At 51.6% G+C, this 12,175-nt stretch carries 12 protein-coding genes; 2 read left to right on the top strand and 10 right to left on the bottom strand.

Annotated features, from left to right (window positions below; translation table 11 throughout):
* Positions 1-132: 132 nt before the first annotated feature.
* From KF839_RS09745 to KF839_RS09725, 5 genes are all read right to left on the bottom strand, one after another.
* Positions 133-885: a hypothetical protein gene (locus tag KF839_RS09745; protein WP_292917650.1), complete on the bottom strand. Its 753-nt coding sequence runs from the start codon at positions 883-885 to the stop codon at positions 133-135.
* Between the two features lie 147 nt (positions 886-1,032).
* Positions 1,033-2,274 carry a glycolate oxidase subunit GlcF gene (gene glcF / locus KF839_RS09740; RefSeq protein ID WP_292917649.1) on the bottom strand — a complete coding sequence of 414 codons (1,242 nt, stop codon included), beginning with the start codon at positions 2,272-2,274 and terminating at the stop codon, positions 1,033-1,035.
* On the bottom strand, positions 2,275-3,348 hold the full coding sequence (gene glcE / locus KF839_RS09735) for a glycolate oxidase subunit GlcE (RefSeq protein ID WP_292917648.1): 1,074 nt from the start codon (positions 3,346-3,348) through the stop codon (positions 2,275-2,277). It abuts the gene before it with no gap.
* A gap of 5 nt (positions 3,349-3,353) precedes the next feature.
* Positions 3,354-4,808 (bottom strand): FAD-linked oxidase C-terminal domain-containing protein, encoded by a 1,455-nt coding sequence (locus tag KF839_RS09730; protein ID WP_292917647.1) that lies wholly within the window; start codon positions 4,806-4,808, stop codon positions 3,354-3,356.
* A 4-nt stretch (positions 4,809-4,812) separates the two neighbouring features.
* Positions 4,813-5,718, bottom strand: coding sequence for a 2-hydroxy-3-oxopropionate reductase (locus KF839_RS09725; RefSeq protein ID WP_292917646.1), 906 nt, complete (start codon positions 5,716-5,718; stop codon positions 4,813-4,815).
* A 356-nt stretch (positions 5,719-6,074) separates the two neighbouring features.
* Between KF839_RS09725 and KF839_RS09720 the strand changes: the two genes are divergently transcribed.
* Complete coding sequence (locus tag KF839_RS09720) at positions 6,075-7,244, top strand: L,D-transpeptidase family protein (RefSeq protein ID WP_292917645.1); 1,170 nt, start codon at positions 6,075-6,077, stop codon at positions 7,242-7,244.
* A 19-nt stretch (positions 7,245-7,263) separates the two neighbouring features.
* Here the strand turns inward: KF839_RS09720 and KF839_RS09715 are convergent, their stop codons facing one another.
* From KF839_RS09715 to KF839_RS09695, 5 genes are all read right to left on the bottom strand, one after another.
* Positions 7,264-8,127, bottom strand: coding sequence for a sulfite exporter TauE/SafE family protein (locus KF839_RS09715; protein WP_292917644.1), 864 nt, complete (start codon positions 8,125-8,127; stop codon positions 7,264-7,266).
* Positions 8,102-9,712: a bifunctional protein tyrosine phosphatase family protein/NAD(P)/FAD-dependent oxidoreductase gene (locus tag KF839_RS09710; protein WP_292917643.1), complete on the bottom strand. Its 1,611-nt coding sequence runs from the start codon at positions 9,710-9,712 to the stop codon at positions 8,102-8,104. Before KF839_RS09710 ends, KF839_RS09715 begins: the two co-directional genes overlap by 26 nt.
* A gap of 96 nt (positions 9,713-9,808) precedes the next feature.
* Positions 9,809-10,144, bottom strand: coding sequence for an ArsR/SmtB family transcription factor (locus KF839_RS09705; protein WP_292917642.1), 336 nt, complete (start codon positions 10,142-10,144; stop codon positions 9,809-9,811).
* A gap of 104 nt (positions 10,145-10,248) precedes the next feature.
* Positions 10,249-10,665, bottom strand: a complete 417-nt coding sequence (locus KF839_RS09700) for a DUF6691 family protein (RefSeq protein WP_292917641.1) — start codon at positions 10,663-10,665, stop codon at positions 10,249-10,251.
* A 33-nt stretch (positions 10,666-10,698) separates the two neighbouring features.
* Complete coding sequence (locus KF839_RS09695; protein ID WP_292917640.1) at positions 10,699-11,130, bottom strand: YeeE/YedE family protein; 432 nt, start codon at positions 11,128-11,130, stop codon at positions 10,699-10,701.
* Positions 11,131-11,264: 134 nt separating this feature from the next.
* Between KF839_RS09695 and KF839_RS09690 the strand changes: the two genes are divergently transcribed.
* On the top strand, positions 11,265-12,125 hold the full coding sequence (locus KF839_RS09690; protein WP_292917639.1) for an MBL fold metallo-hydrolase: 861 nt from the start codon (positions 11,265-11,267) through the stop codon (positions 12,123-12,125).
* The last annotated feature ends 50 nt before the right edge of the window (positions 12,126-12,175 follow it).

Genomic DNA, 12,175 nt, shown 5'->3' with positions numbered 1-12,175 from the left:
ATTACGTGAATTACTCACAGAAAAGTGTATTTTAAATCTTCCTATTTGACTCAAAAGATTACATTCTTTATGAGAAGAAATCGCATTTACGTTAAAAAAAGACGATACTAAAAAGAAGTATATAAAAACGATCTAGGCTGCAGTTTCAGATGCTTTCTTGCGACTGTAAAAATAATATCCTGCACCACCACCGACAACAATTAGCAACACTAAAATTTCCATCATTCCCAAACCACCACCATGACCGGCATGCCCGCCGCCCATACCGACATTCAGCGGAATACTGACAACTGTTTTCATATTACCGGCGCCATCGTCCTCTTCCAACAGGATATTGTATCTTCCGCGTTCAGTCAGATTCGTCGCGATCACGATAATTCCGGATTTATGCGCCATTGGCGGCAAGTAATAATTGTCATGTTCCATGGCACCATGCGTTGGGTCAGCATGTTTGTCACCCACATGGGAGCCATGATCCATGCCTTCATGATCCGAATGATCCATTTCTTTTTCAGGCGCTTTTTGCTCAGCAGCCGTATGCTTTCCACCATGTCCGCCATGCCCCCCGTGCCCTTCCAGAACGACTCGAACCGCTAGAGGCGTATCGCGCGCACGTTGATCACGCGGCAATTCAATCGTTAAATTCACCTTGCCGGGGCTGGGCAAATTCTCGCAATAAGAATGCATCGGTGGAATGTTGCCTTCCGGGACTTCATATGCACTGAAAGTTACAGGAAATTCCCCGGTTTTAATTGTACAACCACCCGCGTCATGATGCCCTTCGTGCGCAAGCATCAATTGCGCATGAACCGGCAAGGCAAACAAAGAAACCAGCACCGCACCACCTAATTTTGCTACCCAACTTGCTTCAGAACCTGCCTTCATATTTTCTCCAAAAATTTAATAATCCACTATTAATCAATTCATTCTAGCATGCCCAGTTTTTCAGCCCGAACAATAAGCACAGGATTGTATAACAAATAATTCAGAATATTAAATGAAACGATCATTATTCAATCCGTAAAGCATCCGCTAAGCGGACAGCCATTGATCAATCAGTTCGATCCAATGCTTCACAGGTGTATCCGTACCATTTTGCAGGTGCATCAAACAACCGATATTCGCGGTTGCAATTTGATCCGGTTGACCGGATTCGAGCGCCTCCACTTTATTTTTTAGCAGTTGTTGCGAAAGCTCGGGTTGCAAAATGGAATAAGTTCCTGCTGATCCGCAGCAAAGATGCCCATTGGGTACGCTAGTCAAATCAAAACCGGCTGCAAACAGTATTTGCTCGACCACGCCGCGAATTTTCATGCCATGCTGCAACGTGCAGGGTGAATGAAATGCTAATTTCGTTTGATTGCGATTGATCATTGATTTGACTAATTCCTGCAGCCTGTCTTTTTCGGCGAACAATACTTCGCTAATGTCTTTGGTCATCGCCGATATTTTAGCGGCTTTCTCCGCATATTCCCGATCGTGATTTAACAAATGACCGTAATCCTTCACTGTAACCCCACAACCACTGGCAGTCATGACAATCGCCTCAACTTGCTGTTGCTCGACATAAGACCACCAGGCATCGATATTGCGCCGCATATAATCCAAGCCATCCGCTTGCGCATTCAAATGAAAAGTCACCGCGCCGCAGCATCCTGCTTTTTCAGCTTTGATCAGCGATATTCCCAGACGATCCAAAACCCGTGCGCAAGCCGCGTTGATATTCGGTGCCAAGGTTGGTTGTACGCATCCATCGAGCACCAGCATGGCGCGAGCATGTCGCGCCGCCGGCCAGGCTTGAGCAGCGCCAAGTTTTACCGGTATTTTTTTCTTCAGATTGGATGGCAACATGGGACGCACCAACTGCCCCGCCTTAAACAAGGTATTGAATAGCAATGCATTTGGCAGAATCTTGCGCAACGAATAGCGCACCACCTCTGCCTGCAGATTGCGTTTTACTTGTTTCTCGATGATGCCCCGGCCAATATCGACCAACGCACCATAACGCACACCCGACGGACAAGTGGTTTCGCACGCTCGGCAAGTCAGACAACGGTCCAAGTGCAATTGGGTTTTCTCGGTTACCGGTTGTCCTTCGAACAGTTGCTTCATCAAGTAGATGCGCCCGCGCGGACTATCCAATTCGTCGCCCAGCAGTTGGTACGTCGGGCATGTCGCTAAGCAGAAACCGCAGTGCACGCAACTGCGCAGAATTTCGTCGGCTTCCTGGCCTTCCGCAGAATATTTGATGAAATCGGCAAGCTTGGTTTGCATTTATAAATCCGGATAAAGTCTTCCACGGTTAAAAATTCCCGAGGGATCAAATTGTTGTTTCAACGAACGATGAATGGTCATCAGTGCGGAATCGAGTGGATGAAACACCGGCAGCGGCGATCCATGATTGCGAAACAATGTCGCATGTCCACCCACGTCTTTCGCCAATTGGCGAATCGTTTCCGCATCCAAACCGTCATCACCCGATAACCAACGCAAGCCGCCATTCCATTCGAATAATTGTTTCCCCGGCAACACCAATGGCGCGGCGGTAGATCGAACCGACAAACGCCACAGCGGCTGGCCGGGTTGAAAAAAACCATACGATTGCTCGCGTATCGATTGCCAAAATGCTTCGCTCTCCGGCAACACTTCACCACCCAGCTTGATTTGAGCGGTTCGAACCGTCGATTCCGCACCGGACAAGCGCACAAACAATTCACCGTCAACATAGCAGGTTGCGGAAACCGGCAACGGCTTACCGGCCCATTGATTCATTCGCTCGATAGCAACCGCTTCGTTCATTGAAAATTGCAGTGTCGTTTCAGCCGGCGGTTTCGGCAGCACTTTGAGTGACACTTCGAGTATCACGCCCAAAGTACCCAAAGCACCGGCCATCAGTCGCGAAACATCGTAGCCGGCTACATTCTTCATCACTTGTCCGCCAAACCGCAAGTCCTTGCCGGTTCCGTCGAGCAGGCGCAAACCCAGCACAAAATCGCGCACCGCTCCTGCAACTGCACGACGCGGACCCGACAAACCGGCGGCAATGCAACCACCCAAGGTCGCAGCCATACCGAAATGCGGTGGCTCGAATGCCAGCATTTGGCCATGCTCGGTCAATAACACTTCGACATCCGCTAATCGAGTACCGGCACGCGCAGTCATCACCAATTCGGTCGGTTCGTAATCGACAATGCCGTGGTATGCCGTGGTATCGAGGAACGCAGCCGGCTGTTCGGCTGGCGCGTTGCCATAAAAATGCTTGGTGCCACCGCCGCGTATTTGCAGCGGGGTTTTGTTGTCCGCTGCGGCACGAATAAGGGCTTGATACTGCTCAATGATCACTTGCATGATAGCTAGAATCGCGGCAAATCCGCGAATTTCAGCTCACCGTGGTGCACGTGCATCGCACCCAACTCTGCGCAACGATGCAAAGTCGGCACCGCCTTGCCGGGATTGAGCAACCCCAAAGGATCGAACGCCGCTTTCACCGCATGAAAAATTTGCAGCTCATCGGTTTTAAATTGAATGCACATTTGATTGATCTTTTCCATGCCGACGCCATGCTCGCCGGTAATCGTGCCACCGGCATGAATACACATTTCCAGGATTTTGCCGCCAAATTCTTCCGCCTTTTCCAGTTCACCGGGTCGGTTGGCGTCGTACAAAATCAGCGGATGCAAATTGCCATCGCCGGCATGAAACACATTCATGCACCGCAAACCATACTGCTGCGACAACTGATCAATGCCGTGCAACACCTCCGCCAGACGCTTGCGCGGAATCGTGCCGTCCATGCAGTAATAATCGGGTGACACCCGGCCCGCCGCGGGAAACGCTGCTTTGCGTCCGGCCCAGAGTTTGAGCCGCTCGGCTTCGTCGCGCGAGGTGCGGATGCCGGTCGCACCGCTTTGCTGCATGATGGCTTGAATGCGTTCGATTTCATCGGCGACTTCCTCGGCGCTGCCATCGGATTCGCACAGCAAAATCGCTGCCGCGTTCAGGTCGTAACCGGCGTGCAGAAATTCCTCGACCGCATGAATGGTGATTTTATCCATCATTTCCATGCCGGCGGGAATAATCCCGGCGGCAATGACATTCGCCACTGCGTTGCCCGCTTTCAGCACGTCGTCGAACGCCGTCATCACCAGTTGCGCCTTCTCCGGTTTCGGAAGCAGTTTCACGGTAATCTCGATGACGATGCCAAGCATGCCCTCAGAGCCGGTCATCAACGCCAGCAAATCGTAACCGGCGCTGTCCAGGCTATCGCCGCCGATTTCCAGGCATTCGCCTTCGATTGTCAATACGCGCAATTTGAGAATATTGTGCACCGTCAGTCCATATTTCAGGCAATGCACGCCGCCGGAATTTTCCGCAACGTTACCGCCGATCGAGCAAGCAATTTGCGACGAAGGATCGGGCGCATAATACAAGCCATAAAGCGCCGCCGCTTCGCTGATCGCCAGATTGCGCACACCGGGCTGCACCCGCGCAGTGCGCGCCAGCGGATCAATGGCGATAATTTTATTCAGCTTGGCGAGCGACATCAGCACGCCTTGCGCATGCGGCAATGCACCGCCCGATAAACCGGTACCCGCGCCGCGCGCTACCAGTGGCGTGCGGGTCGCGTGGCAAAGCTGCAAAATCTTGACGATCTGTTCCTCGGTTTGCGGCAACACCACCGCTCCCGGCAGTTGCCGGTACGCCGACAAACCGTCGCATTCGTACGGCCTCAGATCCTCGGCTTCGAATAATATTGCCTCGCGCGGTAGAAACGAGCGGAATTGATCAACCAAAGTTTGAACAGACATGCAATTATTCCGGATACTTGTGAATTTCGTGATTGGCTAGTTTTTCCAGCATTTTGACAATAGCGGAATTATCCCATGTTGCACCGCCGTGCGCGAGACAGGCGGAAAATAATTCGCGCACCGCCGCCGTAGTCGGCAAACTTACGCCCAATTCGGCAGCACTTTGCAGCGCGATATTCAAATCCTTATGGTGCAGTTCGATGCGAAAACCCGGCTCGAAACGCCGCTCGATCATGCGCTGCCCGTGCACTTCCAATGCTTTCGACGCAGCAAAACCGCCGAGCAATGCCTGCCGTACTTTGGACGGATCGACACCGGCCTTGGACGCGAACAACAATGCTTCGCCCACCGCTTCGATCGCTGACGACACTACGATCTGGTTGGCGACTTTGCACACCTGCCCGGCACCGATGTCGCCGATATGCGTCACACTTTTGCCCATCAACGCCAGGATCGGCTGAATCCGGTCAAACACCGCTTGACTGGCTCCGACCATGATCGTCAACGTCGCATCCCGCGCGCCGATATCGCCGCCCGACACCGGCGCATCGGCGTAATCGTGCCCGAGCGCGTTCAGTCGCGCAGCAAATTCGCGCGTCGCCAACGGCGAAATCGAACTCATGTCGACGATCACTTTGCGTCCGCCTGCTGAAGCGTGCAAACCGCTGACAACGCCATTGTCGCCGAACAATACCTTCTCCACATCCGGCGTATCCGGCAACATGGTGATAATAATATCCGCCCGATGTGCCACTTCCTCGGGCGAAGATGCAACGCTGCCACCCAATGCAACCAATTTATCCGGCACACCGCTACGCGTCTGCAACCACAAACGGTGCCCGCCCTTAATCAAATGCCCGGCCATGGGTTTACCCATAATGCCCAAGCCGATAAAACCGATATTTGCCATAAACTGTTTACTGTGAAACCGAAGAGTCGAATGATAAGTCGAGCGCGGTAATAACGAAAGAAAAAACTAGCATTGGGATGGCTGAATCCGCTCCGATATTCGGCAAGAAGGAGCACGCAAATAATAGAGCGCGGCGCTGCCCGCCTGGATGTGAAGAACGGGATGTTTTTCCAAAGCGCTCATGATACTGGCAATCGATTTTGCCGGTCAAAAAATGCGTGGTGATCTTTCAACTTTTACATCAACTAATGAGGAAAATGCCTTGATTTGTTTCAATGAATGGTTGTGTCATCGTTTAAAACCTTGTAAATTGATTGCCGTGGGTCACGCCACTTTTTTATAATCTTACTGATTTTATGGATAAAAATAAATTCTCATACTTGCGTGACGGCCTTGCATACGGTTTTTGCGCCAGTGTTTTTCTATTGAGCGGTTGCCAGACTTTCAACACCAATCCGGTACCACCGCCCGCTCCGCGAGTTCAATCGCTACCAATGCCGGTTGCCAGTCATGAATTCAGTTTCGATGCGGCGCGCGACGATGTCGTCGGCGCGTTGCAAATCGTCACCGCACAGCCGGACGATACGCTATCCGATATCGCGCGGCGTTTTAATGTCGGCTATGAGGAAATCGTCAGCGCCAATCCCGATGTCGATCCGTGGCTGCCAAAAGCCGGTACCCGCGTCGTGGTGCCGACGCAGTTCGTGCTGCCCGATGCGCCGCGTCAGGGGATTGTGATCAACCTCGCGGCGATGCGGCTGTTTTATTTCCCGAAAGCCAAGCCCGGCGAATTGCAGCGCGTGATTACGCATCCGGTCGGCATCGGCCGGGTGGAGTGGAAAACACCGGTGGGTGTAACTCGCATCGCGTCGAAAAAAGAAAATCCGGCGTGGATTCCGACACCTTCGATCCGCAGGGAACACGCCAAGAATGGCAATCCGTTACCCGCCATCGTACCGCCCGGACCGGATAATCCGATGGGTACGCATGTGTTGAAACTCGACTGGCCGAACTACGCCATCCACGGTACCGACAAACCGCCGAGCATCGGCTTGCGCGGCAGTCACGGTTGCGTACGCATGTATCCGGAAGATATCGTCGGTATTTTCAATAACGTGCCGGTCGGCACGCCGGTTCGCGTGGTGAATCAGCCACGCTTGCTCGGCTGGCGCGGCGAGGATTTGTACTTGCAAGCTTATCCGGTTCTGGAGGACGACAAGCGCGACCACGGTCAATTGCTAAAAAAATCACTGCGCGCCGTGCGCACGACCGCGAAAGCAAAACGTATCCCCCGGCCGCAAGCAAAAATCAATCAGGCTTTACTGACAGAAACCGCAACCAATCCGCGTGCTGTCGCAATGCCGATCACGCAACCTGAAATATCGATGCAAGCTTATCTCCGTCACGCCAAGCATGTGCAAAACACGCTGCCGTTTAACGCCACATGGGACGGCAATATGGAAGGACAGCTGACGGCAAGTCGGATATTGGAAATGGCCAACGAGGAGCCGCGGCAGATCCGCTGAATCCGCTGATATTGTCTGCTTATATCAAAGACAGGATCGCTTTACCCGCCATTCCAAGCGCTACCAGAATAGCGATCACTGCAAAGCCTTGCTGCAGCCGGGGCCCTTCTAAGCGTCTGGCAAACAGCCGCCCGGTCAGCATGCCGCCCAAAGCGCCTGCCGCAAACGGCAATGCCACCGGCCAATTCATCCCGCCCAGCGAACTGGCGGTGATCACGCCCATCGCCGAAACCAGCGCAATCACCGCCAGAGAAGTCGCAAGGATGGATTGCATCGGCAGGTTAGTGGCTTTTCGCAATGCCGGCACCACCACAAAACCACCCCCTACACCCAGCAATCCCGACAAGAAACCGGTAGTCGCGCCGAATAAAGCCAATATTCGCGCACACGGCCAGTTCCAAACCAATCGACCTTGGTCGTATTCCAAACGGCATGGCACCGAAACCGATTCGCAGGGTTGCTCTGCAGATGTATGGGGCGGCTGATTCGGGGCTTCACCGCGTAACAACATCCTGATCGCGACAAAAAACAGAACCGCGGCAAACAACATGGTGAGCGGCGTATTCGGCAAATGTTGCGCTCCCCAAATGCCGAGCGGCGCAGTGATGATACCGGTGACAGCGATAAACCCGGCAGCCCGGTAGCGCACTAACCGCTGGCGGTGCGCAATCAACGCACCAATCCCGGCAGACAAACTGACTGCAAGCAACGCAACCGGCGCCGCTTGCGCCACCGTGAAATGCAGACCGAAGATGAGCAATGGCACCGCGATGATGGTGCCCCCCGCGCCAGTCAGCGCCAGCACCAAACCGGTTAACGCGCCCAGAACAATACTGACGAGCGTAATAGTCACGGCTTCAACGGGGCCGGCTTGACCGGGCAAGCCATTCCTTGCCCTTTAACATGCCATTCCAATAAACCCATGGAAAAACAGTCTGCTTGAAAAACCAGTAAAGCTTGCTCGGTACGGTCGGATTCAATGGGAATGTGGGTAACAGCTTTCCACCAAAACCGAATTCAGCAAGGATTACCTTGCCGTTTTCCACCGTCAGCGGACATGCGCCATAACCATCGTAAAAGGCCGTAAATTCGCGATCTTCTTTTTCCGCCAGAAGATTCTCGGCTACCACTACAATTTGCTTTCTGGCAGCCGCTGCGGTTTTTGCATTGGGCGACGAGCAGGCATCTCCCAGCGAAAAGATATTCGGGTAATCGGTGTGCTGCAGCGTTTTTTCATTTACCTTGCAAAAACCGCCGACGTCCGCCAGAGCGCTGTTCCGCAGAAAATCCGGCGCCATCTGGGGCGGTGTCACATGCAGCATATCAAAAGGCTTTGCCGCGAGAGCCACGGTTCCATCAGTCCCCTTAATTTCAAAATAGGCGATTTTTTGCGCTCCATCCACTTTAACCAGATTGGAATTGAATACCAACTTTGCATGATAGCGTTTGACGTATTCCATCAAGGACGGAACAAAATCGGCTACGCCAAATAGCACGGCGCCCGCGGTGTCAAACTCAACTTCGATGTTATCCAAGCATTGCGAACGCATCCAGTGATCGCAGGAAAGATACATGGCTTTCTGTGGCGCACCGGCACATTTGATCGGCATCGGCGGCTGGGTAAAAATCGCTTTCCCGGTTTTGAGTCCTCGCACCAGTTCCCAGGTATAGGGCGCCAGATCGAACCGGTAATTGGAAGTAACGCCGTTTTTACCCAAGGTTTCTTCCAGTCCTTCGATCTTTTCCCATGCGGTCCGAATACCGGGACAAACGATCAGTTGCCGGTAACCTATTATGCGGCCATCTTCCAGACGCACCTTGTTGTGTTCCGGTTCAAATCCGGCTGCGGCTGCCTGAATCCACTGCGCATTTCCGGGAATCACCTCCGTCATCGGTTTCACGGTCTCGGCAATATCGTAAGCACCACCGCCCACCAGTGTCCAGGCCGGTTGATAATAATGTTTATCGCTGGGTTCGATAATTGCAATGCGCAGAGCTGGCCGCCGTTTGAGCAAACTGGCGGTGACGCCGATTCCGGCCGAGCCGCCGCCGATCACAACCACATCAAAAGCGTCCCCCCAATTACAAGCATCGACGACTGATTCCTGTGCTTTTGCTTCGCCGCTGGCACGCTGTTGGGTCATTTCATATAAAGCGGTCGCGCGTCTGCCGGAATTGCAAAACGCCAAAACCGGTTTCGGCAACTCCGCCAACAGCTTCTGAAAAGCCTCCACACGCTCGGCAGATATCACCCCCATATTGACCGGTAAATAAATGAACGTCACTCCCACCGATTTCGCCATCGCTTCCAGTTCTTCACTGGACGGCTGGCTCCCGCCGCCTTCGAAATCCGGGCGATTGCAAATAATGGATCGATAACCGGTTGCGGCAATTTCACCGATGTCATCGATACTGATTTGACCGCATACCGATAGCTTGTGATCCAACTTCGTAATGTTGACGGTCATACCCTCTCCCGATAGAAACGATCGTACGGTGACGCAACGTTAATCACTGTACGATTAATGTTGCACGATGATAGGGCGGAAAGCTGAATCTCCGGATCAGCTAGCCTCTTTACACGTTGAGTTACAGTACAGATCAACTAGAGTCTCCATGATCTTGATAGCTTCCTTACTCGCCAAACTGTAATAGATATATTTGCCTTTACGTTCTGTCGCCACCAAACTTTCTTCGCGTAACACGGTTAATTGCTGTGATAAAGTCGGCTGATGAATCTCCAATATCTCTTCCAGCTCCCCTACATTCCGGGTCCCTCGACTGAGTTCACATAAAATAAGCAATCGATCTTCATTAGCGAGAATTTTCAGCAAAGCACATGCATCCGAGGCTGACGCATGCAATGCCGCCATATCGTTTAATACCGGTTGTGTTTTCATATTGATTTATCATTATTGATGTAATTTTTAACGAGACCAAGAATCCTACAACGACTGCAAGGGTATTTATGCTAATTTATTTTGGAGTGATTGTCAGTAGAATCTTACCGATGTTTCTTCTCCGCAATTTCAAAAATACCCATCCCCAGTAGCATCGCCGCTAAAAAAACAAAAATTTCCGTTTCTCCGGAACCGGCCAGCACCAGCGCCGGGCCAGGACAAATACCGGCAATTCCCCAACCGATACCGAATAGGAAGCTACCTAATAACAAGCGCTTATCTATTTTTGTAGTAGTAGGCATCTGCATCGGTACCCCCAGAAAACTGACTTTCCGCCTCTTTGCCAAGGCGAACGCAATGGAGCCGATAGTAACAGCCCCCCCCATCACCCATAACAATGAAGAATCCCAATTACCCGCCACATCTAAAAAGGCCAAAACAATGGCCGGATTGACCATGCCGGACAAAATCAACCCCGCACCGAACACGAGACCTGCCAGCAATGCGATGATCATAATCATATCTGTTCTCCCCGGATTCAACCTTACCTCGTCTCAAATGCTCCATACGTGACGTATCAAATAAACCGTCACGAAACCCATGCCCATAAAAACGATAGTCGCCGCAATTGAGCGCGGCGATCGGCGCGACATCCCGCAAACACCATGCCCGCTGGTGCAACCCGAGCCAAGCCGCGTACCGTAGCCGACCAGCAGGCCTGCCAGCGCCAACATGCCGTAACTGGATTCGATTCTTATTTCCGGCAAAATCCAAAAGAATTTCCAAGCCGCTATAGACAAAATCAGTCCGGCTATAAAAGCAATCCGCCAACTGATATCGCCTTTTTGCATCCGAAACAATCCGCCTACAATTCCTGAGATACCGGCTATCCGGCCATTGAATAACAATAACACCGCCACTGCCAGGCCTATCACCGCGCCGCCGGCAGCGGCATGCCATGGCATCGATTCCAATGAAATATTCATAATCAGCCCTCAAATAATTTATAGTAAGTAATAATTTGTACCATTCTCATCAATTATAGTTGAGAATGATATATTAATAAATATATCATAAATTAGTAGTAATTTGATACTAACTACTTTAACAGGAGTCCCCTATGAAACCAAATATCCATGCAATCTTCGATCCCGCAACCTGGACCGTCAGTTACATTGTTTTCGATGAAGCCGGCGGAAACTGTGCCATTATTGATCCCGTACTCGATTATGATCCAAAAGCCAGCAGAACCCGCACACGCACAGCCGATCAATTGATCGAGTTTATCCGCACACAACGGTTGACCGTTCAATGGATACTCGAAACCCATGCGCATGCAGACCATTTATCAGCCGCCGAATACCTTAAAACCCAACTCGGGGGAAAAACAGCAATCGGCTTTAACATCCCGGCGGTGCAACAAACCTTCAAAAAAATCTTTAATCTCGGTGACGAATTCATTCCGGATGGCCGCCATTTCGATCATTTGTTTGCCGACAACGAAGTGTTTCAAGTTGGAAATCTAACAGCCAAAGCGATTTCAGTATCAGGTCACACACCCGCTGATATGGCTTACCAGTTTGACGATGCTATTTTTATAGGCGATACCCTGTTCATGCCGGATGTCGGTACGGCGCGTGCGGATTTTCCTGGCGGCGACGCTCATCAATTATTCCATTCCATTCAGAAATTATTATCTTTTCCACCAACGACACGATTGTTCATGTGCCACGATTATCCACCCGATAATCGCTCTCCCGCTTGGGAAAGCACCGTTGCTCAACAACGCGCCGAGAACATTCATGTGCATGAGGGTATTAGCAAAGAAGCTTTTGTAGCGATGCGCAACAAGCGGGATGCTACTCTGGAAATGCCTAATTTGTTGTTGCCGTCCATCCAGGTCAATATCAGAGCCGGCAGAATGCCTGAAGTCGAATCAAACGGCGTCGCTTATTTTAAACTTCCAGTTAACTTGATTTGAAACATGGCTACGCACTGAGGCCCGGAGAAATAATCATTTCAAAATATACA

It is taken from the genome of Nitrosomonas sp. (assembly GCF_019635155.1).
Classification (GTDB): domain Bacteria; phylum Pseudomonadota; class Gammaproteobacteria; order Burkholderiales; family Nitrosomonadaceae; genus Nitrosomonas.
Note: the sequence above shows the minus strand (reverse complement) of the source record. Positions and strands in the feature narration are given on the sequence as shown.

Excerpts from the sequence above, each read along its gene's own strand:
- KF839_RS09745 (WP_292917650.1), bottom strand. The coding sequence starts at position 885 with ATGAAGGCAGGTTCTGAAGCAAGTTGGGTAGCAAAATTAGGTGGTGCG.
- glcF (WP_292917649.1), bottom strand. The coding sequence starts at position 2,274 with ATGCAAACCAAGCTTGCCGATTTCATCAAATATTCTGCGGAAGGCCAG.
- glcE (WP_292917648.1), bottom strand. The coding sequence starts at position 3,348 with ATGCAAGTGATCATTGAGCAGTATCAAGCCCTTATTCGTGCCGCAGCG.
- KF839_RS09730 (WP_292917647.1), bottom strand. The coding sequence starts at position 4,808 with ATGTCTGTTCAAACTTTGGTTGATCAATTCCGCTCGTTTCTACCGCGC.
- KF839_RS09725 (WP_292917646.1), bottom strand. The coding sequence starts at position 5,718 with ATGGCAAATATCGGTTTTATCGGCTTGGGCATTATGGGTAAACCCATG.
- KF839_RS09720 (WP_292917645.1), top strand. The coding sequence starts at position 6,075 with ATGGATAAAAATAAATTCTCATACTTGCGTGACGGCCTTGCATACGGT.
- KF839_RS09710 (WP_292917643.1), bottom strand. The coding sequence starts at position 9,712 with ATGACCGTCAACATTACGAAGTTGGATCACAAGCTATCGGTATGCGGT.
- KF839_RS09705 (WP_292917642.1), bottom strand. The coding sequence starts at position 10,144 with ATGAAAACACAACCGGTATTAAACGATATGGCGGCATTGCATGCGTCA.
- KF839_RS09700 (WP_292917641.1), bottom strand. The coding sequence starts at position 10,665 with ATGATTATGATCATCGCATTGCTGGCAGGTCTCGTGTTCGGTGCGGGG.
- KF839_RS09695 (WP_292917640.1), bottom strand. The coding sequence starts at position 11,130 with ATGAATATTTCATTGGAATCGATGCCATGGCATGCCGCTGCCGGCGGC.
- KF839_RS09690 (WP_292917639.1), top strand. The coding sequence starts at position 11,265 with ATGAAACCAAATATCCATGCAATCTTCGATCCCGCAACCTGGACCGTC.